This is a genomic window from Pseudooceanicola nanhaiensis DSM 18065, assembly GCF_000688295.1.
In the GTDB taxonomy this organism is placed as follows: Bacteria; Pseudomonadota; Alphaproteobacteria; order Rhodobacterales; family Rhodobacteraceae; genus Pseudooceanicola; species Pseudooceanicola nanhaiensis.
Window position 1 is genome coordinate 19,055 of the sequence record NZ_JHZF01000017.1, and the last position, 24,534, is coordinate 43,588.

The 24,534-nt window shown below is 68.2% G+C and carries 21 protein-coding genes and 1 pseudogene; 16 read left to right on the forward strand and 6 right to left on the reverse strand.

Annotated elements, in window-relative coordinates:
- Positions 1-84: 84 nt before the first annotated feature.
- On the reverse strand, positions 85-897 hold the full coding sequence (locus Q344_RS24590; RefSeq protein WP_036540154.1) for a flavin reductase family protein: 813 nt from the start codon (positions 895-897) through the stop codon (positions 85-87).
- 4 nt (positions 898-901) lie between these two features.
- Complete coding sequence (locus Q344_RS0120285; protein WP_028288393.1) at positions 902-1,978, reverse strand: LLM class flavin-dependent oxidoreductase; 1,077 nt, start codon at positions 1,976-1,978, stop codon at positions 902-904.
- Positions 1,979-2,083: 105 nt separating this feature from the next.
- On the opposite strand from Q344_RS0120285, the gene Q344_RS0120290 reads away from it, so the two are divergent.
- Both Q344_RS0120290 and Q344_RS24595 read left to right on the forward strand, forming a co-directional pair.
- Positions 2,084-3,016, forward strand: a complete 933-nt coding sequence (locus Q344_RS0120290) for a LysR family transcriptional regulator (RefSeq protein ID WP_028288394.1) — start codon at positions 2,084-2,086, stop codon at positions 3,014-3,016.
- 59 nt (positions 3,017-3,075) lie between these two features.
- Positions 3,076-3,702: a TetR/AcrR family transcriptional regulator gene (locus Q344_RS24595; protein WP_051630918.1), complete on the forward strand. Its 627-nt coding sequence runs from the start codon at positions 3,076-3,078 to the stop codon at positions 3,700-3,702.
- Between the two features lie 24 nt (positions 3,703-3,726).
- On the opposite strand, the pseudogene Q344_RS24600 reads toward Q344_RS24595, so the two are convergent.
- Positions 3,727-4,517, reverse strand: a pseudogene (locus tag Q344_RS24600) (SDR family NAD(P)-dependent oxidoreductase).
- Between the two features lie 63 nt (positions 4,518-4,580).
- Positions 4,581-5,555 carry a tripartite tricarboxylate transporter substrate binding protein gene (locus Q344_RS0120305; protein WP_036540156.1) on the reverse strand — a complete coding sequence of 325 codons (975 nt, stop codon included), beginning with the start codon at positions 5,553-5,555 and terminating at the stop codon, positions 4,581-4,583.
- Positions 5,556-5,754: 199 nt separating this feature from the next.
- On the opposite strand from Q344_RS0120305, the gene Q344_RS0120310 reads away from it, so the two are divergent.
- The 9 genes from Q344_RS0120310 (at position 5,755) to Q344_RS0120350 (ending at position 15,838) form a co-directional block, all read left to right on the forward strand.
- Complete coding sequence (locus tag Q344_RS0120310) at positions 5,755-6,525, forward strand: enoyl-CoA hydratase/isomerase family protein (RefSeq protein WP_028288396.1); 771 nt, start codon at positions 5,755-5,757, stop codon at positions 6,523-6,525.
- Position 6,526: 1 nt separating this feature from the next.
- Positions 6,527-8,662 carry an acetate--CoA ligase family protein gene (locus tag Q344_RS0120315; protein ID WP_028288397.1) on the forward strand — a complete coding sequence of 712 codons (2,136 nt, stop codon included), beginning with the start codon at positions 6,527-6,529 and terminating at the stop codon, positions 8,660-8,662.
- Positions 8,659-9,849, forward strand: coding sequence for an acyl-CoA dehydrogenase family protein (locus Q344_RS0120320; protein ID WP_028288398.1), 1,191 nt, complete (start codon positions 8,659-8,661; stop codon positions 9,847-9,849). Before Q344_RS0120315 ends, Q344_RS0120320 begins: the two co-directional genes overlap by 4 nt.
- A 3-nt stretch (positions 9,850-9,852) precedes the next feature.
- Entirely contained in the window at positions 9,853-10,857 is a 1,005-nt protein-coding gene (locus Q344_RS24605) for an acyl-CoA dehydrogenase family protein (RefSeq protein ID WP_036540159.1), read from the forward strand.
- A complete protein-coding gene (locus Q344_RS0120330) occupies positions 10,847-11,599 on the forward strand; it encodes an SDR family NAD(P)-dependent oxidoreductase (RefSeq protein ID WP_028288399.1) in 753 nt (250 codons plus the stop codon). The genes Q344_RS24605 and Q344_RS0120330 overlap by 11 nt, the downstream gene beginning before the upstream one ends.
- Before the next feature lie 4 nt (positions 11,600-11,603).
- The gene (locus Q344_RS25285; protein WP_051630926.1) at positions 11,604-12,872 is read left to right on the forward strand and encodes an SDR family oxidoreductase; all 1,269 of its coding nucleotides are present in this window, start codon (positions 11,604-11,606) and stop codon (positions 12,870-12,872) included.
- A gap of 74 nt (positions 12,873-12,946) precedes the next feature.
- Positions 12,947-13,402, forward strand: coding sequence for a tripartite tricarboxylate transporter TctB family protein (locus Q344_RS0120340; RefSeq protein WP_028288400.1), 456 nt, complete (start codon positions 12,947-12,949; stop codon positions 13,400-13,402).
- Complete coding sequence (locus Q344_RS24615) at positions 13,402-14,925, forward strand: tripartite tricarboxylate transporter permease (protein WP_036540161.1); 1,524 nt, start codon at positions 13,402-13,404, stop codon at positions 14,923-14,925. The genes Q344_RS0120340 and Q344_RS24615 overlap by 1 nt, the downstream gene beginning before the upstream one ends.
- Complete coding sequence (locus Q344_RS0120350) at positions 14,918-15,838, forward strand: SMP-30/gluconolactonase/LRE family protein (protein ID WP_051630927.1); 921 nt, start codon at positions 14,918-14,920, stop codon at positions 15,836-15,838. The genes Q344_RS24615 and Q344_RS0120350 overlap by 8 nt, the downstream gene beginning before the upstream one ends.
- Before the next feature lie 34 nt (positions 15,839-15,872).
- Here Q344_RS0120350 and Q344_RS24620 read toward each other — a convergent pair whose 3' ends face one another.
- Positions 15,873-16,682 (reverse strand): alpha/beta hydrolase, encoded by an 810-nt coding sequence (locus Q344_RS24620; RefSeq protein WP_051630929.1) that lies wholly within the window; start codon positions 16,680-16,682, stop codon positions 15,873-15,875.
- A gap of 275 nt (positions 16,683-16,957) precedes the next feature.
- Here Q344_RS24620 and Q344_RS0120360 point away from each other — a divergent pair, with 275 nt between their 5' ends.
- From Q344_RS0120360 to Q344_RS0120380, 5 genes are all read left to right on the forward strand, one after another.
- Positions 16,958-18,118, forward strand: coding sequence for a M20 aminoacylase family protein (locus Q344_RS0120360; RefSeq protein ID WP_229669240.1), 1,161 nt, complete (start codon positions 16,958-16,960; stop codon positions 18,116-18,118).
- On the forward strand, positions 18,115-19,710 hold the full coding sequence (locus Q344_RS0120365; protein ID WP_028288403.1) for an ABC transporter substrate-binding protein: 1,596 nt from the start codon (positions 18,115-18,117) through the stop codon (positions 19,708-19,710). The genes Q344_RS0120360 and Q344_RS0120365 overlap by 4 nt, the downstream gene beginning before the upstream one ends.
- A gap of 89 nt (positions 19,711-19,799) precedes the next feature.
- Entirely contained in the window at positions 19,800-20,795 is a 996-nt protein-coding gene (locus Q344_RS0120370) for an ABC transporter permease (protein WP_028288404.1), read from the forward strand.
- Complete coding sequence (locus tag Q344_RS0120375; protein ID WP_051630931.1) at positions 20,788-21,750, forward strand: ABC transporter permease; 963 nt, start codon at positions 20,788-20,790, stop codon at positions 21,748-21,750. The genes Q344_RS0120370 and Q344_RS0120375 overlap by 8 nt, the downstream gene beginning before the upstream one ends.
- Positions 21,751-21,754: 4 nt before the next feature.
- Positions 21,755-23,524 carry a dipeptide ABC transporter ATP-binding protein gene (locus Q344_RS0120380; RefSeq protein ID WP_028288406.1) on the forward strand — a complete coding sequence of 590 codons (1,770 nt, stop codon included), beginning with the start codon at positions 21,755-21,757 and terminating at the stop codon, positions 23,522-23,524.
- Here the strand turns inward: Q344_RS0120380 and Q344_RS24625 are convergent.
- Positions 23,521-24,477 (reverse strand): LysR substrate-binding domain-containing protein, encoded by a 957-nt coding sequence (locus Q344_RS24625; protein WP_051630933.1) that lies wholly within the window; start codon positions 24,475-24,477, stop codon positions 23,521-23,523. The genes Q344_RS0120380 and Q344_RS24625 overlap by 4 nt on opposite strands.
- Positions 24,478-24,534 lie beyond the last annotated feature (57 nt).

The following is a 24,534-nucleotide window of genomic DNA, read 5'->3' on the forward strand; positions in this document are numbered from 1 at the left end:
GGAGGGACCCGGGGCTTTCACTTTCGGCGCCCTGTGCGGGTCGCCGAACGGCCTGCGAGATATTGGGAGGAGTCCCGCAGGCGTTCACTGCACCGAAGGGTGCGCCGGGGCGGACGGCTTGATCGCCCCGTTGTAGTTCACCAGCGCGCCGGTCTCCTGCGCGTCCGAGGTGGCGACGACCTGGCCGATCAGCACCGTGTGGGTGCCAGCGCGATGCGCCGAGACCTGGGTGCAGACCAGCGACTGGTGCGCGGTGGACAGCACCGGCGCTCCGTGGCTGTCCTGCCAGTCCGGCCCGAACCGGTCCGCGCCCTTCAGCGCGCCCTGGCCTGCGAAGAGCATCGCGATGTGTTCCTGTTCGCCGCCGAGGATGTTGATGCTGAAGCTGCCGGCCGTGACCAGCGGCGCGTGCGCCGAGGCGCCGCGGTTGAGGCAGACCAGCACCATCGGCGGTTCGGCCGAGACCGAGGAGAAGGCCGAGACGGTCATACCGCGCCGATCCTCGCCCGCGCCGCAGGCCACCACGCAGACACCGCTGGCAAAGCGCCGCATGGCGTTGCGGAAGGCATCGGCCGAAACAGGCTCGGGCGCGGGGATCACCTCGATATGCGCGCGGATGGTGCCGTTCTCGCCGGTCCAGCCGTGCTCCTCGGCGAAGGCGCGCATATTGGCAAAGCCCGCTTCCCATTCCGGATCGCCCGCCAGCGGCGAGAGCGCCCGGACCGCGTCGGGGCGGACCCAGGCATGGGTCGCCTCCGACGTGACCGGCAGGCCCACGGGCGCCAGGGCCTCGCGTGCCGATCCGCGCAGCCGCTCGTCCATCGCGATGGAGAACCGGCGCAGGTCGTCGGTGCCCTCGAGGCGGGGCAGGGTGTCCTGCATCAGCACGATACGCATGGTGTCACGCGTTCACGGCCTTGGCGACCGGAGCGTCTTGGCCGAGCGCCTTGTTGACCGCGGGGATGATGGTGTCGCCCCAAAGCTCGATCTGTTTCAGCATGGTCTTCTGGTCGAAATCGCCAAGCTGGGTCTGCAGCGCGATGTGCTTGGGCTTCAGGATCTCGATCTCGGCCAGCAGCCGCTCGATGACCTGGTTGACCGAGCCGACGGGCAGGTTGGCCGCCATCTCGTCCAGCGACATCTCCTTGTTCAGCGGCACTTCCTGCATCAGGTAGCCGTCCTCGGTGTGCTGGCGGCGGTCCTTCAGGCTTTCCGACAGGCGCCGCGCGAAGCGGGCGTTGTCGAGGTAGGATTCGATCTCGGCCTTGTTGTCCGAGGCATAGCCGCAGCGCAGGAAGCCCAGCTTCGTGTCGTCGAGGTTCGTGCCCGCCGCATCCGCGCTCTCTTCCAGCTTGGTGCGCAGGCCGCGGATCGCGTCGAGGTCGCCGTGCAGCACGGTGACAAAGAGGTTGTGCCCCTCCTGCATCGCGCGTTCGCGGACCTTCGGGTTGCCGGTGGTGACCCAGATCGGCGGCATCGGATCCTGCACGCAGCGGACCGAGATCGAGCTGGGCGGGATGTCGAGGTATTTGCCGTGGTATTCGAAGATCTGCTCCTTCAGCGCCATCGGGATGACGTCGAGGTATTCCTGGAACATCGGGCCGGCGTCGGCGAGCGAGGTGCCGAAGCGTTCGAATTCGAACTGCTGGTAGCCCGAGCCGATGCCGAGCTCCAGCCGGCCGTTCGACACGCTGTCGACGAAGCCCACTTCGGCCAGGAAGCGCGCGGGATGGTAGAGCGGCAGGATGCAGACGGCAGAGCCCAGGCGGATCCGTGATGTCTTGCCCGCGCAATGGGCCACGGTCATCAGCGGCGAGGGCGAGAGCGAGTAGTTGTTGAAGTGGTGCTCGGCGTACCAGGCGGCGTCGAAGCCGGCCTGTTCGGCAAGCACGGTCTGTTCGACCGAGTTCGCGATCACGTCATGCGACGATTGATGGTAGCCGCGTTGTTGGGCGAGGGTGAAGACACCGAATTCCATGATTTCCTCCCTGAGAATTGAGCTTGCACCCAAGGTAATACCTTTCGCTTTTCGCATGAATATCGTAAATCCAAGCAACACCTTTGCAGAATTCGGAAAGCCGGGATGGACAAGCTCAGGGCGATGGAATTGCTGGTAGAGGCGGCGGAGCGCGGCAGTTTCTCGGCCGCCGGGCGCCGGTTCGGGCTGTCTCCGGCCAGTGTCTCGCGCCAGATCTCCGAGCTCGAAGCGCATCTGGGCGTGACGCTCGTGCACCGCTCCACGCGGAACCTCGCCCTGTCCGAGGCCGGCCAGGCCTTCGCGCTCCGCGCCGAGGCGATCCTTGCCGGGGTCCGCGCCGCCGAGGCCGATGCCGCCTCGCTCCAGGAAACGCCGCGTGGGGTCCTGCGGGTGCATTCGCGCACCATGTTCGGCATCGCGGTGTTAGCGCCCCTTCAGACCGACTTCGCCGCGCTCTACCCCGAGGTGACGGTGGAGCTGCACCTCTCCGAACGGCCCGTGCGCCTGCGCGAGGATGGCTTCGACCTCGACTTCCGGATCGCCCCGCCGCAGGAGCTGGGCCTGATGCGGCGGAGGCTGTTCCATTCCGACCGGGTGCTGATCGCCGCGCCCGCCTACCTGTCCGGACGCGCGCCGGTCGCGGCGCCGCAGGATCTCATGTCCCATGCCTGCCTGCCCTACGTGCTGGGCCATGACGCGGTCTACTGGCGCTTCGCCCGCGACGGCGCCATCGAGGAACTGTCGATGCCGGTCGCCTTCGCCTCGAACAACGGCCAGGTGCTGCTGGAATGTGCCCGGCGGGGCCACGGCATCGCGCTGCTCGATCATTACACGGTGGCCGCCGACATCGCGGAGGGGCGGCTGGTGCGGCTGCTGCCCGATTACCGCGTGTCGAACACCACATTCGAGGAAGGCATTTATGCCACCTATCTCGAAACCGTGCAGGTGCCGCTGAAACTGCGCATCTATCTCGACTTCGTAGCCAAGAAATGGCGCGGCCTCGCAAGGATTGCCGATAACGCCGCCTTGCAGCATTGACCAACGGGTCAGTCGCTGCGACAGTACGGGAAACGACATTTCTGCAGGGGCATAACGCGATGAAGGACGAGAGCAAATCGGCAGGTCCCGACGAGGGGGATGCTGCGCTCGCCGTCTCACCGCGGGTGCGGGAACTGCTCGAGGTGGGCGCCCGCGTCTTTGCCGAGAAGGGCTATGACGCCGCCACGATGCGCGATGTCTCGGACGCCTCCGGCGTGTCGAAGGCGCTGCTCTACCACCACTTCGACAGCAAGGACAATTTCTACGCGCAGATCGCCTTTAACTCGTCGCAGAACCTTTACGATTACGTCTTCGACGCGATCCCGGCCGAGGCCACCGCGGCCGAGAAGGTCCATGCCTACATGATCGCCACGGCGACCTTCTTCATGGAACATCGCTGGGCCTGGATCGCCGCCAGCACCGCGTTCTGGAACGATCCCGACCGGCACCGCCTGGAGGCCCGGCTGAAGCGCCGGAAGGAATTCGAATACCTGCTGCGCGACCTGATCCGCGAGGGTGTCGAGAACGGCGAATTCAACGACGTCGACCCGGCAATGACCGGGCGCATCATCCTGTCGTCGATCAACTGGATGCACCGCTGGTACAATCCCGAGAAGACGATGACCCCGCCGGAGATCGTGGATGCCTATTTCGGGATCATCCTGAAGGGTCTCGACAAACGCTGACGCCGTGCCGTTGCCGGACCGGGATCAGCCCGCGGCCGGCGCGCGCTTGCGCGGGATGTGCGTCATCAGCGTCTGGGTGAAGGCACCGTCGACCACCAGGTCCGCCCCGCTGACATAGGCCGCGCGCGCGCTCGACAGGAAGAGCGCGGCATCCGCGATGTCCGACGGCCGACCGATGCGCCGGGCGGGCACCACCGCCTCGCGCGCGGCCCGGTCGTCGGGATCGGCGTAGAAGGCGGCGCTGAGCGGCGTCAGGATCAGGCCGGGTTCAGCAGGTTGCAGCGGATACCCTCGGGCCCCCATTCGACCGCCAGCTGCCGCGTCAGCATCGACAGCGCCGCCTTGCTGCTGGAATAGGCCGCGCCGTTCGGCACGGCATGCGCCGCGGCGATGGAGGAGACGTTGGTGATCGCGCCCGGGCGTGCCGGGTCCCGCAGCCGCCGGAACGCCTGCGCGGTCAGCAGCGCGGCGGTGGTGTTCACGCCCATCTGGAGCGTGAACTGCTCGGCGGTGAGTGTCGCGAGGCTTCGCGGCAGCGACATGGCGGCCACGTTGACCAGGATATCCGGAGGTCCGATGCGCGACGCGGCGGCCTCGACCGCCGGGGCGATCGCATCGCTGTCGGACAGGTCGAGCGGGATGGCCTCGGTCGTGCCGGGCAGGGTGGCGCGGGTGCGCTCCAGCCCCTCCGCGTCCCGGTCGAAGAGCGCGAGGATGGCGCCCTGGGCCGCGAAACCCTCTGCAATGGCACGCCCGATGCCGCCGGCGGCGCCGGTGACCAGGACACGCCGCCCCTTCAGTCCAAGCCAGGACATAGCAACTGCTCCATGCAGGACGCCGGGCCCGAGAGCCCGGCGCGCCGCCTGTCTTTCAAGGGATCACTCGAGGACGATCTCGTTGTTCTGCACGACTTTGCCCCAAACCTTCATGTCGCTGTCGAACTGCGCCTGCAGCGCGTCCGGGCCGCCGGGCTCCGGGATCATGCCGACCTGCTCCATCTGGGCCTGAAGATCGGGATCGCTCATCGCCTTCTCGGTCGAGCCAGCGACCTTTTCGACCATCTCCTGCGGGCTGCCGTCGGGCGCCAAGAGACCGAACCAGAAGGACGACACGAGGTTCGGATAGCCGAGCTCGGTCGTGGTCGGAATGTCGGGGAATTGCTCCATCCGCTCCGGCGTGGTGACGGCGAGGATCTTCAGATCGCCCGACTTCTGGTGCTCCAGCAGAGAGATCGGGCTGGAGAAGTTCAGCTCGGCCTGCCCGCCCATCAGGTCGACCAGCGCGGAGGGGTTGTTGCGATAGGCGACATCCGCCATCTCGACGCCGAGCTCGGATTCGAGCATCAGCCCGAAGAGGTGCGTGACGCTGCCCGGCCCGAGCGTGGCATAGCGCAGCGGCCTGCCGGTATCGTTGGCATGGGTGACGAGGTCCTCGATCTTCTCGACGCCGATGTTCGCCGGAACCGAGACCGTCAGCGGACCGCTCAGCATGGTGGCGACCGGGGTGAAGTCGTCCAGCCCGTAGGGCAGGTTCGGCCGCAGCAGGATGTTGAGCGAGATCGGGCCGGTGGCGCCGACGAGGTAGGTCAGCCCGTCCGCATCGGCCGAGGCGACGTATTGCGCGCCGACGATGCCATTGGCGCCCGGCTTGTTTTCGACCAGCACCGGCTGACCAAGATCGCGGGACATCATGTCGGCCACCTGGCGCACGATTCCGTCAATCAGCCCGCCCGCGCCGTAGGGCACGACAAGGGTGATCGGATCGTCGGATTGCGCGACAGCAAAGCTCGGGCTGGCAAGGGCGGTGGTGGCGGCAAGCGCGGCAACCACGGCGCGGCGGGTCAGGTAATTCACTGTTTCTCCTCCGTTTTGGATGGGGCTCTCCCATTCACGCCCGCACCTGCATGGCGGTGCGGATTGTCATGACGCTAGGCCTGACCGTCCGGTCAGTCAATCCGGATTTTCCGGTTGCCTCGCTCTGGGCGCGATGTTACCCCTAAAGCTGACCGGCTGGTCAGTCAGCGGGTCGGAGGAGCCTGTAGGAGCCTATCCCATGACTTACGAATCGCTGCGTTTCGAAATGGACGGGCATGTCGCCCTGATCACGCTGGACCGCCCGCCTGTAAACGCGCTCAGCCGCCAGATGCGCAGCGAGGTCATCGCCGCCTTCGACGAGATCTCGGCCCGTGATGACATCCGCTGTGCCGTGCTGACCGGGGCGGGCAAGACCTTCTGCGCCGGGGCCGACCTCAAGGACCGGCCCGCCGAGGACATCCCGGGCGATTTCCTTGAACACAACCGGATCACGCGCGAGACCGGCAACGCGATCCGCGAATGCGCCAAGCCCGTCATCGCCGCCGTGAACGGTCCCGCGCTCGGGGCCGGGCTGGGACTGATGTCGGCCTGCGACATCTTCTATGCCTCCGAGAACGCGACCTTCGGCATGCCCGAGATCAACGTGGGTCTCGCCGGCGGCGCCTCAATGCTCAAGACGCTCTTCGGCCGCTCGACCATGCGGCGGATGTTTTACACCGGCGTCCGGCTGACCGCCGCCGAACTGCTCGAACGCTCGATCCTCGAGAAGGTGACCAGCCGCGAGGAGCTGGTGCCGACCGCCATGGCGGTCGCGCAGGACATTGCCTCGAAAAGCCCGCTGGCGATCAAGTACGCCAAGCAGGCGATGACGATGGTCGAATACATGCCGCAGCGAGACGCCTACAGGATGGAACAGAACTACACGATGGCGCTGGCCCAGACCGAGGACGCAAAGGAGGCACGGATGGCGTTCCTCGAGAAGCGCGAGCCGAAGTTCACGGGGCGCTGAGATGAGCATCGAGACGACACTCGGGCGCGGGCTGGACAGCATCTTCCGCCCCGGCTCCATCGCCGTGATCGGCGCCTCGGTCGATCATCGCAAGACCGGCGGGCGGCCCGTGCACCTGTTGAAGATGCACGGCTACGCGGGCCGTATCCTGCCGGTGAACCCGAAGGGCGGCGAGATCCAGGGCCTGCAAGGCTACACCAGCGTGGCCGAGCTGCCCGAGGTGCCGGAGCTCGCGCTGATCGCGGTGCCGGGGGCAGGGGCCCTCGAAGCGGCGCGCGACTGTGCCGAGCGCGGCGTGCCGGCGGCCATCGTGCTTTCGGCCGGCTTCGCCGAACAGGGGCCCGAGGGTGTCGCGCGGCAGGCGGAGCTGAAGGCGATCGCCGACCGGTCGGGCATGCGCGTGCTGGGGCCGAACTGCCTTGGCACCGTGTCGGTGCCAGAACGCGCGATCGGCACCTTCTCCGTCGCGCTCGAGACCGCGATGCCGGCGGAGGGCCCGGTCGCCATCGTCTCGCAGAGCGGCAACGTCGGCAGCCTCGCCATGAAGATGCTGGGACAGAGCGGGGCGGGCATCAGCCGCTTCCTCGCCTCGGGCAACGAATGCGACGTGGACATCGCCGACGCCATCGCATGGTGCGCGGGCGACGCGGCCACGAAGGTGATCCTCTGCTGCATGGAGACCTGCCGCGACGCGGGCCGCCTGACACGGGCGCTGGATATGGCCCGCGCAGCGGACAAGCCGGTGATCGTGCTGAAGATGGGCGCTTCCGACGCCGGGCAGGCGGCGGCGATGTCGCACACCGGTGGGCTGGCCGGGTCGGACCGGGTCTTCGACGCCGTCTTCGCGGCGCACGGCGCGGTGCGGGTGCGCTCGCTCGAGATGCTGGTCCAGTTTGGCAGCGCGGTCGCGGCGCTCGGCGCGCGGCGGATCAGCGACCGGCCTTCGGTGTCGGTGATCGCGGCCTCGGGCGGCTTCGGCATCATGATGGCGGACGCGGCAGAGGCGCAGGGTGTCACGCTGAACCGCACCGGCCCTGCGGCGCAGGAGAAGATCCGCGCCGTCCTGCCACTCGCCTCGTCGGTCAACCCGGTGGACGCGACCGCGCAGATGTCGGCCAGCCCCGAGACCTTCGAGGCGCTGGTCTCGGCCATCTGCGAGGACGACGCGAACGAGGTGGTCTGCGTGATGATGGCCCTCGGCCTCGAGGTGCCGCGCCTGCGCGACGTCTACATGAACGCTCTCGCCAGCCTGCGTGCAAGGTTCCCCGACCGGGTGATCGTGGCCTGCGTCGCCGGTCCCGATGACGCGCTGCGCGCGCTCAACGGCATTGGCATCGTCACCTTCCCGACCATCGACGCGATGATGGAGGGCGTCGCCGCCATCGGCAGGCTTTCCGGCGCCGGAGCCGACAACGCGCCTGCGGCCCGGATCGACGCCGCGCCGCTCGACCGGGCGGCCGTCACCAATGAGGCGGGCGCGAAGCGCGTGCTCGGCGCCGCCGGGGTGCGCTTCCCGCAAGAGATCGTCGCGACCTCCGCCAAGGAGGCGTCGAATGCCGCGCAGAAGGTCGGCATGCCGGTGGCGATGAAGATCCTCTCGGCCGACATCCAGCACAAGTCCGACATCGGCGGCGTGGAACTGGGCGTGACCGGCGCGGAGGCTGCGGCCGCCTACGACCGCATCCTCGCCGCGGCGCGGCAGCATGCGCCCGAGGCGCGGATCGACGGCGTGCTCGTCGCCCCGATGATCCTCGGCGGGACCGAGCTGATCCTCGGCACGACGACGGATCCGATCTTCGGGCCGGTCGTGATGGTTGGGCTCGGCGGCATATTTGCCGAGGTCTTCCGTGACACCGCGCTCCGCGTCGCTCCGGTGACGCTGCCGGAAGCCCACGAGATGCTGCGCGCGCTCAAGAGCTTCCCGCTGCTCGACGGGGCCCGCGGGCGTCCGAAGGCCGACGTGGAGAGCGCCGCGCAAGCGATTGTCGCACTGTCCGAATTCGCCGTCCGCCACGCCTCCGACGTGGCCGAGATCGACATCAACCCCCTTCTCGTGCGGGACGCGGGGCAGGGCGCCATCGCGCTCGACGCCCTGATCGTTCCGCACGGGGACACCAAGGCGGAGGCCGCCGAATGACCCAGACAGCCCTGGCCGAGACAGGCCCGGAAACCCCGAACGTCGCGGCGCATGCCCGCGCATGGCTCGACGCCAACCTGCCAGGCACGCTCCGCGAGGATCGTCTTCAGGATCGCGCGCCGACCGTGCCCGAACTCTGCGAGTGGGAAGCGAAGCTGCATCGCGCCGGCCTCGTCGGCGCCACCTGGCCCGAACGCTATGGCGGCGGTGGCCGGAGCCTGCGCGACCACCTCGACATCAGCCGCGAGATCGGGCGCACGCCCATGCCGGAGAGCGTGAACTCCATCGGCAAGGAACTTGCCGGGCCGATCATCATGGCCGTCGGCACCGACGCCCAGAAGGACGCCTACCTGCCCGCCATCCTCGAGATGCGCGACATCTGGTGCCAGGGTTTCTCGGAACCGAACGCCGGATCCGACCTCGCCGGGCTGCGGACGCGGGCGGTGCAGACGTCCGAAGGCTGGGTCATCAACGGACAGAAGATCTGGACCTCGGGCGCATCGAAATCGAGCCGCTGCCTGCTGCTCTGCCGCACCGGATCCGTCGAGGACCGGCACCGCGGCCTCGTGCTCTTCGCGGTGAAGACAGACACCCCCGGCGTCGACATCCGCGAGATCCGGTCGATCGACGGCGCGCGGCATTTCTGCGAGGTCTTCTTCAACAACGTGGTGGTCCCCGAGGCGGACCTGCTGGGCTCTCCGGACGAAGGCTGGGCCGCGGCGACCCGCGTGCTGTCGATCGAACGGGCGACCAACCGGATGCACCGGGCCTGGCGGTTCGAGAACCAGCTCAGGCATCTCGTCCGCGCCTGTGCCGCGGATCCTGCGACACGCCGGCTGGTCGAGACCGACTATCGCCGCCAGATCGCCGCCGTCTCGGTCGACATCGATCTGCTCAAGGGCCATGTGGAGACGCTTGTCGGCTCGCTGATCGACGGCAACGAGATCGGGCCGCGCGGGTCGCTGCCCAAGCTCTTCTGGAGCGAGGCACACCAGAATTTCGCGGCGCTTGCGCTGGAGATCGTGTCGCAATTCCCGGTCACCATGTCGGACGACCTGAAGGCGGTGAAGCAGCGGATGGAGGACATCTACCTCAAGGCCCGCGCCGAGACGATCTATGCCGGCACCACCGAGATCCAGCTGGGCATCATCGCCAAGCGCATCCTCAGACTCAACCGGGGGGCCTGATCCATGACCGATCACGACCTGACACCTGACGATTTCACCGACACCGCCCGTGCGGTGATGAACGCCTGCGCGGGCGCGGGCGGCACGGCTGCGCGGATGTCGCTGCTGGCCGAGGCCGGGCTGCCCGGCATCCTCGCGCCGGAGGCGGCGGGCGGCATGGACCTGCCGCTCGGCTTCGCGGTCCCGGTGCTGGCGGCCGCGGGCCGCGGCTTCCTCGCCGCGCCGCTTCTCGAAACCATGCTGCTGGCGCGCGCCTTCGCGGGCGTGGACGATGCCGTAGCTGCCGATCTGGCCGCCGGCACCACCTGCGCGACGATCGCGTGGTCTGGCGCCTTCGACGGCACCACCGGCCTTGTCGGCGCGGCGCCGCTTGCGGCCGAGAGCGATCGCGTCCTGGTCTTCCGGACCGACGGCACCGCCGTGCTCGTCTCGAAGGGCGAAGGGGTCGAGGTCGAGGCGGCCGCCACGCTCGAGGTCGACCGGCCCGAGGACAATATCCGGCTGAGCAAGGCCGCGGGGCCCGAGCTGCCCGCCGAGCGGGTCGCGCAGCTCAAGGCGGAGGCGCAGGTCCTGCGGGCGGCGCTGATCCTCGGCGCGGCGGAAGATTGCCTGGATCGCGCCAGCGCCTATGCGCAGGAACGGGTTCAGTTCGGCAAACCGCTCTCGGCCTACCAGGCGATCCAGCACAGCCTGGCCCGCGACTGCCTTGCGGTCGAGACGATCCGCAACTCCATCGCCCGCAGCCTGTCGCCCCATTGCGCCACGCCCGCGGCGGCCGCCCGCGCGACCTTTGTCGGCGCGGCCCGGCTGGGATCGCGGGTTGCCGAGAGCGCGATCCAGGTGCATGGCGGCATGGGCTTCACCTGGGACGTGCCGCTTCACCGACACCTGAGGATGGTCAAGACGCTTGCCGCACAGGGCGGCGCGGCAGATCTGCTGGAGGCGGTTGCAGCCGAGCTCATGGCAGGAGAGGACAGCGAAGCGGAGGAGATGAAACGTGCAGGATGACACCAGGGTAGCCCTCATCACCGGGGCAGGACACGGCATCGGCAAGGCCAGCGCCAAGCTGATGGCGGCGCGCGGCTGGACCGTGGCGATCAATGATCTGAAACCGGAATTCGTCGAGGAGGCGGTCGCCGAGATCACCTCGGCCGGCGGCAAGGCCATACCCGTCGTGCAGAACGTCGGCACCCGAGAGGGCGTCTATGCCGCCGTCGAGACAGTGATGAAGGAGGCCGGGCAGCTCGATGTCATGGTCAATAATGCCGCCTGGGTCCGCTATCAGGCGATCCCGGACGTCGCGCCCGAAACCGTGGAACGCATGCTGCAGGTCGGCTTCAACGGCGTGATCTGGGGCATCCAGGCCGCGGCCGAGGTGATGGACGACAGCCGCGGCGGCGCGATCGTGAACGTGGCCTCTGCCGCCGGATTCCGCTCCGCCCCCCGGTCGCTGGTCTATTCCGGCATCAAGGCCGGCGTCATGGGCATGACCCGCGCGGCTTCGGCCGAGCTGGGCGCGCGCAACATCCGTGTAAACGCCGTCGCACCCTCCGCGGTGCCGACGGAAGGGACGCAGAAGCACCGCAACGCCGATCTCGATGCAAAGCGCATCGCGCACACGCCGCTCGGCCGGCTCGGGACAGTCGACGACATCGCCCGCGCCATCGTCTATCTCAGCGCCCCGGAAAGCGACTTCGTCACCGGGCAGGTGCTTCTGGTGGACGGCGGCATCAACACCGCGAACCTCTGACGCCATGAGCGCGGGCACTTCTCATACCGCGGGCCTCCGTCGCGCTCTCGTCACGGGCGGCGCGGCCGGTATCGGCTGGGCGATCTGTCGCGAGCTTGCCGCGGCGGGGGTGCTCTGCGCCGTGGCCGACATCGACGCGGAGAAGGCCGGCAACCGCGCGGCCGAGCTGGGCGCGGGTCACGTCGCGCTTGGCGTCGACCTGTCGGATCCGGCGGCGGCCCTCGCCCTTCCGGCGCGCGCGGCAGAGGCGCTCGGCGGGCTGGACATCGTGATCAACAACGCGGGCATCACCGACACGTCGGGCCGCCGGATCGGCGAGATCCCGGCGGTGGATTTCGCCCGGCTGGTGGCCGTGAACCTCGCCAGCGTCGAGGGCATCTGCCGGGCGGCGCTGGACCTGCTGCCCAAGGGCGGCGTGGTGGTGAACCTCGCCTCGGGCGCGGCGTTCCGGCCGATCGCCCTGCGCGGGGCCTACAGCGCGACCAAGGCGGGCGTGCTTGCGCTGACCGAAACACTCGACCGCGAGGCCGCGCGGCGCGGCCAGCGCGTGACCGCCGTGGCGCCGGGCTTCGTGCGGACGGAACTGGTCGAGGGGCTGATCGCCAACGGCCGGCTCGATGCCACAGCCGCCGCCGCGCGCGTTCCGCTGGGGCGCCTTGGCGAGCCGGAGGACATTGCCCGCGCGGTGGCCTTCCTGATCTCGCCGGAGGGTGCGCCGCTGGCCGGGCACCACCTGCTGGTCGACGGCGGATCCGCCGCCGCCGCAGGCGCGGCGCGTCCCGACGGCCAGCCGGGGCCGGGCCGGCGCTCGGACCGGATCGCGATCCTCGGAGAGGGGCCGGCGGCCGAGCATCTGGCCGCACGCGCCGGGCACAGGGCGCTGCGCGTCGCCGCGCCGGAGGCTTTGGCGGGAACCGTTGCAGGCGCCGTGATCGACACGCGCGGCCTCACCGCCCTCTCGGCCAGCGCCGCGCTGACGGACGCCCATGCCCTCGCCGCCGCGCTCGATGACGCAGGCGGGGCGTCCGGCCTCTCGATCCTGTTCCTGACCGGCGGCGCGGCAACGACCCGCGCCGCGCTCGGCATGCTGGCGCGGACGATGGCGCTGGAATGGGGCGCACGGGGCCACCGGGTGAACGCGCTCGACTGGGAAGGTCCCACGTTGACAGGGCTGACGGGCCCGGCGGTCTGGCTCTCCGGTGCGGAGGCGGGCTACGTGACCGGGCAGATCGTCCGCGCGGGACCACCGCGGGAGGGTCCGACGCCGGAATAGACCATCAGACCCGCCGCCGCTGACGCGCGCGGCGCGGGAGGCAACTGAGCGGCCATGGCGGCCGGGGAGGACAAATGCTCGACTACCTGAAATCGAGGCGCGAGGACGTGATAGCCGGGCTGGTCACGATCGGCGTCGGCATCTTCATCCTGACCGAGGCCTTCGACTATCGCCTCGGCACGCTGACGCGGATGGGGCCGGGCTATTTCCCGATGCTCCTCGGTGTCATCATGTGCCTGCTCGGCTGCATCCTCGTGCTGTTCTCGGAGCCGGATGCGCCGCAGGGCGCGACCGCGGACAGGACAGTGAAGCGCGGTGTGATCCTCGTCACCGTCGCCTTCCTGGCCTTTGCGCTGCTGATCGAACGGGTCGGCATGGTGCCCTCGGTCACCGTCGCGGTGTTTCTCTCGGCGCTGTCGAACCGCAGCACATCGTGGCTGACAGCCGCCATCCTCGCCGTCGGCACGGCGGCGGCGTGCTGGCTCATCTTCAGCCTTCTCCTCGGACTTCAGATGAAGGCGTTCTGGTAATGGAACTGCTCGGAAACCTCGCCCTCGGACTCTCTGTCGCCGGATCCCTCGCGGGCCTCGGCTACTGCCTGCTCGGCGTCACCCTCGGCACGCTCGTCGGCGTGCTGCCGGGCATCGGGACCATGGCGACGCTCGCCATGCTGCTGCCGATCACCTACCACCTCGAGCCGAACTACGCGCTCATCATGCTGGCGGGGATCTACTATGGCGCGGCCTACGGCGGCTCGACCGCCTCGATCCTGCTGAACCTGCCGGGCACCGCCACAAGCGCGGTCACGGGCATCGACGGCTACCCGATGTCGCGCAAGGGGCAGGCGGGCGTCGCGCTCTTCATGACGGCGATCGCCTCGTTCGTGGGGTCGATGTTCGGCGTCGTGCTGCTGTCGCTCTTCTCGGTGCCCCTCGCACGGGTCGCGCTGCAATTCGGGCCGCAGGAATACTTCTCGCTCATGTTCCTCGGGCTTATCGCCGCCGCGCTGATCGGCTCGGGCCGCTCGATCCGGTCGCTCGCCGCCGTGACGCTGGGCCTTGCGCTCGGGCTCGTGGGGCTCGACCTCAACTCAGGCGTCGCGCGCTTCGCCTTCGGCATGCCCGAGCTCTTCGACGGGCTCTCGCTGGTGGCCGTGGCGATCGGTCTCTTCGGCCTGCCAGAGATCATCGCCAACGCGGGCCGTATCATCAACACTCCGCCCGAGGCGAAGACCATCTCGTTCCGTTCCATGCTGCCCAGCCGGGAGCAATGGCGCCGTTCGCGGATGCCCATGGTGCGCGGCTCGGGCATAGGCGCCTTCTTCGGCGCCCTGCCGGGCACCGGCGGCGTGGTCGCGACCTTCATCTCCTACGCGACGGAGAAGAAGCTCAGCCGTCACCCCGAGGAGTTCGGCAAGGGCGCGATCGAGGGCATCGCCGCGCCGGAGGCCGCCAACAACTCGGCCGTGCAGGCCGCCTTCATCCCGACGCTGAGCCTCGGCATCCCGGGCGACCCGGTGATGGCGATCATGCTGGGCGTGATGATGGTGCACGGCATCCTTCCGGGGCCGAACGTGATCGCGGGCAACCCGGACCTGTTCTGGGGCCTCGTGATGAGCTTCGTGATCGGCAACATCTTCCTGCTGGTCCTGAACCTGCCCCTGATCGGCATCTGGGTGAAGATCCTCTCGATCCCCTATCACCTGCTCTTCCCGGTGATCGTGGCCTTCGTCTGCATCGGCATCTACTCGGTCAATTTCCAGGTGATGGACCTGTATGTCCTGCTGTTCTTCGGCTTCCTCGGCTGGGGCATGAAATCGCTGAACTTCGAGGTGGCGCCGCTGCTCCTCGGCTTCGTGCTCGGACCGATGATGGAGGAGAACTTCCGCCGCGCGCTGATCGTCTCGAACGGCGAGGTCTCGACCTTCCTGACGCGGCCGATCTCGGGCGTGATCATGGTGGTCTCGCTCGCGATCATCGCCTGGTTCGTCGTCGCGGGGCTGCGCCATGTCGCCGGGCGGGGGCGCCGCACTTCGGAGAACCAGAATGCCTGATACCCGCATGTTCCCGCGTGATGCCGCGGTCCCGCAGGTCGCGCGGCTGACCGATACGCCGGACCAGCTGGGCGAAAGCCCGGTCTGGGACCCGCAGGCCCAGAGCCTGTGGTGGATCGACGGGGTCGCGGGCAAGGTCCGCCGGCTGCGGTTCGCGGGATCGGAGCCGGGCGAGTTGGACTGCTTTTCCTTCGACGGCCACGTCGGGTCCATCGCGCTGGCGGACGAGGGGTGCCTCTTGGTCGCGCTCGAACACGAGGTGGTGCTGTTCAGCCCGGACGAACCGGTGCGGCTGTTGCTCCTGCGCCTCGACGAGGCCGACCCCCGGATGCGCCTGAATGACGGCAAGACCGACCGCCGGGGGCGGTTTCTCTGCGCGGGGATGGGGCGGGGTGGCGAGGCGATCGGCGCGCTGCACCGGCTCTGCGACAACCGCGATCATGCCGTCCTGCACGAGGGGCTGACCGTCGGCAACGGCATCTGCTTCAGCCCGGACGGACGGGTGCTCTACTTCGCCGACACGCCTGCCCGGAAGGTCTTTGCCTGCGACTACGACCCGGTCACCGGCGCGGCCTCCAAGCTGCGGGAGCATATTGACACCGCCGCGCTCGGCTCGGGCATCGACGGGGCGACCGTGGACAGCGAGGGCAACCTCTGGGGGGCGCTGATCCGCACGGCGCGGATCGGCTGTTTCGACCCCTCCGGCGCGCTTGTCCGCAGTATCGCCGCGCCCACCGACCTGCCATCGAGCCTCGCCTTCGGCGGGCCCGCGATGGACCGGCTCTTCGTGACCTCGATCAGGGATTCCGGCACCGGTCGCGCCGTGTCCGACCATCCGCTGGGCGGGCATCTGTTCGCGATCGACGGGCTCGGCGCGACAGGCATACCCGAGACGCGCTTCGGGCATTTCTGAACCGAGCGCCGGGCAGGTGACGGGACGAAGCCGATCACGTCTTCAGCCGGTGATCCAGGAAGCGGCAGATGCGCGCCTCGATCTCCGGCGTGTGCATGCGCGGCCTCACATGACCGCCGCCCGGCACGACGATAAGCTCCGGATCCGCCCCGACCGAATGAAGACGCGCGTGGAGATCGAGGCTCTGCCTCACCGGAACCACCGTGTCGGCATCCCCGTGGATCAACAGAAACGGCGGGCTTCCGGCCTGGCAATGGTTGACGGGGCTGGCCCGGGACACGGCCTGAGCGTCGGCCGCTCCGGCCCCAAGGAGCTGGCTGACCGCTTCGTTCAGTGCGGACTCGCTCCGGGCGCCGCTGCGGGCAAGGTCGGAGGGGCCGTAGTAATCCACCACCGCCCGGATCCGGATGCCGGGATCGGGCGCGAAATCCGGCACGTCGCGGGCGAGGGCCGCAAGAGCCGCCAGGTGGCCCCCCGCAGAAAGTCCGAGCAGCCCCAGCCGGTCCATCCGCAGCCCGTGCTCGGGGGCGATCCGGGACAGTTTCGCCAATCCCGCGTTGACGTCCCGGACCTGGGCCGGGAAGGGCGCGTGCTGGGACAACCTGTAGCCGAGACTCGCAACGGCGTAGCCGCATTCCAGGAGATACCAGCAGCGCACCACTTTCCGGTCGCGCCGCGCCCAGCTTCCCCCGTGAACAAAGGCGATCACGCCCTCCGATCCGCTCGCGGGGACATGCAGGTCGAGCCTTTGACGCGGGTGCGGGCCGAAGGGAATGTCGATCACGCTCCGCGTGCCGGGCGGCGGCGGCACTTCGGGTAGAGGCGGCAGGTCGTCTTCTAGCATCTGCTGGAGCTCCGTCGCGGTCCGTCGATCCTGGGTGGATCGTCGGGCCGCTGCAAATGAAACCTGGCGACCCGATCAGAACGCCAGGTTATGGATCAACCCACAAGACCTTAGGCAAGGCGTCATGAGCCCAAGTTATGAGTAGGTATCCATTCGGTATTTTTTCTGAACCCGGGCCGCAGCTACCCTGACCAGAACCAGACTTGATGCCATGAAAGCGGGGCGAGGCCGGACGGATGGAGCTTATACCGAGAATTTCTGAACTCCATCACGAGATGACCGAATGGCGCCGTGATTTCCATGCAAATCCCGAACTGAACTACCGCGAAACGCGCACTTCCGACCGCGTGGCCGAGCGCCTCGAGAGCTGGGGCATCGAGGTCCAACGCGGCCTGGCCGGCACCGGCGTTGTCGGCATGCTGCGCGAAGGCAACGGCCCCGGCGCGATCGGCCTCAGGGCCGACATGGATGCCCTGCCGATCGAGGAGGTGTCGGACCGGCCGTGGCGGTCGACCAATCCCGGGGTGATGCATGCCTGCGGCCACGACGGGCACACCACCATGCTCCTGGGCGCGGCCCGATACCTGGCGGAGACGCGGAATTTCTCGGGCACCGTGCATTTCATCTTCCAGCCGGCCGAGGAGTTCGGGTCGGGCGCCAGGCGCATGGTGGCCGAGGGGCTGTTCGACAGTTTTCCTTGCGACACCGTCTGGGCGCTCCACAACGCGCCCAATCTGCCCGTGGGGCGGGCGGCGATCCGGCCCGGCGCCGTCATGGCGGCGGTCGACGGACTGAAGCTCGTCATCACCGGCAAGGGCGCGCATGCCGCGCGGCCCCACACCGGAAACGACCCGATCTCGGTCGGGGTCCAGCTGCACACGGCGTTCCAGCACCTCGTCACGAAGAACATCGACCCGGTCGAGACCGCGCTGGTGAACGTGACGCAATTCCACGCGGGCACGGCGGTCAACGTCGTGCCGCCGGCGGCCGAGCTGCACGCGACGATCCGCACCTTCGACCAAGGCGTGCGCGAAACCGTGAAGCGGCGCGTGCACGAGATCGTCGCCGGGATGGAGGCGGCCTATGGCGTGTCGATCGGGATCGAGTACCGGATGGGCTGTGCGCCCACCGTGAACACGCCCGAGGAAGCCGCCGCCGCCGACCGCGTCATCGCGGGCGTGCTGGGTGACGCGGCGATCATCCGGGACAATCCGCCGACCGCCGGCGGCGAGGATTTTGCCGACATGCTAGCCGCCCGGCCCGGCGCCTACATCCACATCGGCGCGGGACGGGGCGAGGACGACCCGCAGCTTCACCACCCGTCCTACGACTTCAACGACGACATCCTGCCGATCGGCGCCTCGTATTTCGCGGCGCTCGTCGAGGATCAATTGCGCGCCGGGCAAGGCGCGCAGACCAAAGGGAGGAATGAATGAGACCCATCCACATGCTGCACGCCCTGGCGCTGGCCGCCGCTTTCGTGCTGACCGGCGCGGCGCAGGCCGGCGCCCAGGACAAGGTGCTGCGCTGGTCCTCGCAGGCGTCGATCGCCAATCTGGATCCGCACGGCACCACGGGCGCCCTGCCGCTGTCGATCCTCGGCAACGTCTACGAACCTCTCGTGGGGCGGGACGCGGAAATGGAGCTCGAGCCCGTGCTCGCCACCGGGTGGGAGGTCGTCAACCCGACGACCTGGCGCTTCAAGCTGCGCGAAGGCGTGACCTTCCACAACGGCAACAGCTTCAACGCCGACGACGTGATCTTCTCGATCAACCGCGTCGGCAACCAGTATTCCTTCCTCCGCGACCGGGTCTCGATGATCGAGGAGATGAACAAGATCGACGATCACACGATCGAGTTCGTCACCAAGGTGCCGTCGCCGATCCTGCCCGAATCCTGGACGTCGATCTACATGATGGACAAGGAATGGTCCGAGGAGCACGATGCGACCGTGCCCTCGAATTCGGTCGAGAACATCGAAAGCTACGCCGGTCAGCACAGCAATGGCACCGGCCCCTTCGTGGTCACCGAACGCGTCCCCGAGCAACGCACGGTGTTCGAACCCTTCAAGGACTACTGGGACGAGGTCGATCACAACCTCGACCGGGTCGAATACCTTCCGATCACCCAGGACGGCACCCGCGTCGCGGCCCTGCTGTCGGGCGAGATCGACATGATGTTCCCGGTCCCGCTTCAGGACATCGACCGGATCAATTCCAACGACGGGACGGAGGTGCTGATCCAGCCCGAGCTTCGCACCATCATGCTGGGCATGGACCAGCGCCGGGACGACGCGCTCCAGACCGAGCCCGAGGGCAACCCGTTCAAGGACCGCCGCGTGCGGCTCGCGATCTACCAGGCGATCGACATCGACGGGATCCAGGAAAAGATCATGAACGGCCTTTCCGAACCGGCCGCGACGCTGATTTCTCCCCTGCTGTTCGCGCCTGCGGGCGAGATGGAGCGCTATCCCTTCGACCCCGAGGCCTCCAGGCGCCTTCTGGCCGAGGCCGGGTATCCGGATGGCTTCAAGACCGCGCTGGTCTGCACCAACAACCGCTACGTGAACGACGAGCGCATCTGCCAGGCCGTGACCTCCATGCTGGCCCGTGTCGGCATCGATGTCGATCTGCGGACCATGAACGTGAACCAGTACTGGAAGGTCGTCGGGCGCCCGGTGCAGGAATTCGCCATCTACATGATGGGCTGGACGCCCGGCGGGCTCGACAGCTATTCCGTGCTCTTCAACCTGATGGGAAGCTGGGACGAGGAATCCGGCCGAGGGCGGATCAACAACGGCGACTGGGCCAATGACCGCATCGACGAGATCGTCGCCGCCGTCGAGAGCGAGACCGACAAGGCAAAGCGCGACGCGCTGATCGCGGAGGCCTACCAGATCGTGCATGACGAGGTCTATTACCTGCCGCTGCACCAGCAGGCCGTGGTCTGGGGAGTGCGTGACGGCGTCCACGTGGTCCAGCGCCCCGACGATTACTTCCAGTACAAGCTGGCCACGATGGACGACTGAGCCCTGCCGGCGGCCCCGCATCCCGGCCGCCTCGAGAACCGGGCGCCTCGCAACGGGGCGCCCGTCACCCAGTCAGGAGGGACCTCGCCATGATCCGCTATGTCTCGGGACGGCTCGCCCAGTCCCTTCTCGTCATGTTCCTCGTCGCCGCCGTCGCCTTCGCGCTGTTCGGCTTCGTGGGCGACCCGATCCGCCAGATGATCACCGAGGACGCCTCGCAGTCCGAGATCGACCGCCTGCGCGAGATGATGGGCCTCAACGATCCCGTGCCGGTGCAGTTCTGGCGCTACATCACCGGCGCCGTGCAGGGGGATTTCGGCGTCTCCTATTTCCACAAGCGACCCGTCGGCGCGCTGATCGCGGAACGGCTTCCGGCCACGTTTGAGCTGGCCGGCCTGTCGGTCCTGCTCTCGATCCTCATCGGCGTGCCGCTCGGGGTCTATACGGGCCTGCACCGGCACGGACGCATCGCGCGGGGGCTGATGGCGGTCTCGCTGGTCGGCATCTCGATCCCGACCTTCCTGATCGGGATCATGCTGATCTACCTCTTCTCGGTGATCCTCGGCTGGCTGCCGTCCTTCGGACGGGGCGAGACCGTCGCGCTGTTCGGCGGGGCCTGGACCACGGGGTTCTTCACCGTCTCGGGGCTCAAGTCGCTGATTTTGCCGGCCATCACGCTCGCGCTGTTCCAGAGCACGATGATCATGCGGCTGGTCCGGGCCGAGATGCTGGATGTCATGCGGACCGATTACATCAAGTTCGCCCGCGCCCGCGGTCTGCGCGACCGAAGCGTGCATTTCCGCCACGCGCTGAAGAACACGCTGATGCCGGTCGTCACGGTGATCGGCCTGCAACTCGGGACCGTGATCGCCTTCGCGATCATCACCGAAAGCGTCTTTCAATGGCCCGGCATGGGGCGGCTGTTTCTCCAGGCGATCCAGCAGGTCGATATCCCGGTGATGTCCGCCTACCTGATCATGATCGCCTTCTTCTTCGTGGTCATCAACCTAATCACGGACCTTGCATATTACGCCATCGACCCGCGTCTGCGGACGAACGCGGTCAAGGGAGGGGCGCATGCCTGACACCAACACCAACGCCGTGGCGCCGGGCGCCGTGATCGCCCCCAAGGGCCGCTGGCATCGCCTGCGCGACAGCGACCTCGCGCACAGTTTCCTGTCGTCGCCGGTGACGGTGGCCGCAGCCGCCTTTGCGATGCTGATGATCCTGGCTTCGCTCGGCGCGGGCCTGATCGCACCGCACGATCCCTACGACATGGCCTCGATCGACATTTTCGACGCCATGCTGCCGCCCGCCTGGAAAGATGGCGGCGAGGCAGAGTTCCTGCTGGGGACCGATGCGATCGGCCGGGACGTCCTGTCCACGATCCTCTACGGCAGCCGCATGTCGATCTTCATCGGCGTGACCAGCGTGATCCTGTCGCTGGCGATCGGCGTCACCGCCGGGCTCTTCGCAGGCTATCGGGGCGGCTGGATCGACGCGGTCATCATGCGCATAGCCGAGATCCAGCTCTCGCTGCCGACGATCCTGGTGGCGCTGCTGATCAACGGGATCCTGCGGGCCATCGCACCGCCCTCGACGCTCGACAGCATCGCGATCCTTGTCCTGATCCTGTCGATCGGGCTCAGCAACTGGGTCCAGTTCGCGCGGGCCGTCCGCGCCTCGACCATGGTCGAGCGGGGACAGGAATACATCCTGGCCGCGCGTCTGATCGGGATCGGTGGGATGGCGATCATGTTCCGACACATCCTGCCCAACGTGATGGGACCGATCATGGTGATCGCGACGCTCAACCTTTCGGGCGCGATCCTGACCGAGGCGACGCTGTCGTTCCTGGGCGTCGGCGTCCCCCCGACGCAGCCCTCGCTCGGCACGCTGATCAACGACGGGACCGACTACCTGTTCTCCGGGTCCTGGTGGATCACGATCTTCCCCGGCGCGGCGCTCGCCCTTCTCGTGCTGACGGTGAACCTCGTCGGCGACTGGCTGCGCGATGCACTGAACCCCACGCTTGGATGATGCCATGAGCCTTCTCGAACTGCGCGACCTCAAAATCCACTTCGACACGCGCCGCCGGACGGTGGAGGCGGTGCGGGGCATCGACCTCACTGTCGAACGGGGCGAGATCCTGGGCATCGTGGGGGAATCCGGGGCCGGGAAATCCACCATCGGCAACGCGATCATGGGGCTTCTCGAACCGCCCGGACGGATCGCGGGCGGAGAGGTGATCTTCGACGGCGCTCGGCTGGACACCATGTCCGAGAAGCAGCGGCGGCACATCCGGGGCGCCCGGATCGGCATGATCTTCCAGGACCCGATGACGAGCCTGAACCCGCTGCTTACGGTCGGGGACCAGATCGCCGAGACGATCTGCCGCCACAGCGGCAAGCCGCGGGCGACCGCGATGCGCGAAGCCGTCGCCTTTCTGGGCGAAGTGGGGATCCCGGAACCAGAGACGCGCGCGGGCGAGTATCCGCACCAGTTCTCGGGCGGGATGCGCCAGCGTGTGGTCATCACGCTCGCCCTCTGCGCCGACCCCGACCTCGTCATCTGCGACGAGCCGACCACGGCGCTCGACGTCTCGGTACAGGCGCAGATCCTCGACCTCCTGCGCAGGCTCTGCCGGGAGCGCAATGTCGGCGCGATCTTCATCACCCACGACATGGGCGTGATCTCGGAGGTCACGGACCGGGTGGCGGTGATGTACCAGGGCCGCGTCGTCGAAACGGGGGCGACCGCCTCGGTCCTGGCGCGTCCCCGGCATGCCTACAGCCAGAGCCTGCTGGCCGCGGTCCCGCGCTCGGACGTCCGGCTCGACCGCTTCCCGCAGCTCGACTACCGCGCGGACGGGGAAGACCCGAGCACGCGCAAGGTGATCGACCTCTCGACCCACTGGCTGGGGCGGCGCGTCGGCGAGGCGGCGACGGCCGACGTCGCCCCGCTGCTGCAGGCCGAGGGCCTCACAATGCGTTTCGTCAGTCATCACTCGGTGGTGCCATCCTGGCGGCGCAGCTTCGCCGCCGTCCGTGACGTGAGCTTCGACATCAGGCGGGGCGAGACATTCGGCCTCGTCGGCGAAAGCGGTTCCGGCAAGTCCACGGTGGCGCGCATGATCGCCGGGCTCTACGAGCCGAGCGAGGGGCGCATATTCTACGACCGGACCGAGATCGCGGGCCCCGGCGCCGTGGCGATGCAGCCCCGGACGCGCCAGCAGATCCAGATGATCTTCCAGGATCCCTTCTCTTCCCTGAACCGGCGCAAGCGGGTCGGCGACATCCTGACCGAACCGATCCGGCACCACCGCCTCGCGGCGTCGCGGGGCGAGGCCGACGCCATCGCAGCCGACCTGCTCGACCACGTGGGCCTGGGGGCCGAGGCGGCGCGCGCATATCCGCACGAATTCTCGGGCGGGCAGCGGCAGCGGATATCCATCGCCCGGGCGCTCGCGACGCGGCCGCAATTCCTGATCTGCGACGAACCGACCTCGGCGCTCGACGTGTCGATCCAGGCGCAGATCCTGAACCTGCTGAAGAACCTCCAGCAGGAGCTCGGGCTGACGCTGCTCTTCATCAGCCACGACCTGCCGGTGATCCGCCAGATGTGCGACCGCGTCGGCGTGATGAGATCCGGCGAGATAGTCGAACTCGCCCCGGCAGAGCAGCTCTTCAAGGCGCCGGCGCATCCCTACACCCGTGAGCTTCTGAGCCTCATGCCGCGCGTCGTCGGGGAAGACGTCGACCGGTGCGCGGAGGGGCGCCAAGCGTCCGCGGGCACAGCGCAGACAAAGTGCTAGCCCGCCTCCTCGCGGGCGCGCCGCGGCAGCCGAACCTCCATCCAGTCTGGCCGGTTGGAGACGCCGTCATGCATGTCGCGGATGTGCCGTTTCAGGATGTTCAGGAAGCGGTTCGCCAGCGGAGACGCCACACGGTCCCTCGGCCGGAAGGATGAGAAGGTGAACTCGATCGCCGGATCGAAAGGGATCGCGACCACATCGCGCCAGAACTCCTGCCGCACGCCCAGGGGCTCGACGATGGCGACGCCGACGCCCCGCGAGACCAGCGCGTTCGCCTCGGCCGAGGCGAAGACCTCTATCCGCATCTTGCGGCTGACACGGTGCTGCTCGAACACCCCGTCGGTGATGTGCCGCATCCGGCTGTCGCGGCTGAACGAGATGAACTCCTCGCCCTCGAGGTCCTTGGGACCGATCCGCGAGCGCCCGGCAAGCGGGTGATCCCGCGGCACCACGCAGACCGAGCTCGCATGCAGCAGCGGCTCGATCCGCAGGGCGGGGTGCTGGAACTGCGTGACCGAGAAACCGATGTCGACATTCGCGGCCAGCACGTCGGGCCCGACGTTGGAGGACATGTCCATCAGGATGTCGACCTGCGGATTTTCGCGCGAGAATTCCGCCAGCGCGTCGGCGACCAGCGTGTGCCCGATCGTCGCCGCGGTAATCAACCGCAACTCACCCGTCCGGAATTCGCGCAGGTCCCGCGCGAAACGCTCCACGTCGGCGAGCGAGGCAAAGAGGCGCCGCACCTCGTTGTAGAGCATCCGCGCCTCGTCGGTCGGAATCAGGCGCCGCTTCTCGCGGTGGAAGAGTGCGAGGTCGAGGTCGAGCTCGAGCCCGGCAAGCATCTTGCTCATGGCCGGCTGGGTGACATACATCCGTTCGGCCGCCGCGGTCACGGTGCCTGTTTCCATGAACTGGATGAAGGCTTCGAGTTGCCTGTGGGTGATGCGCATGGCCTGCCTTTCGTCGCTCGGCGAAGCTTACCGCGCATCCCCGGCCGGGCAACAGGC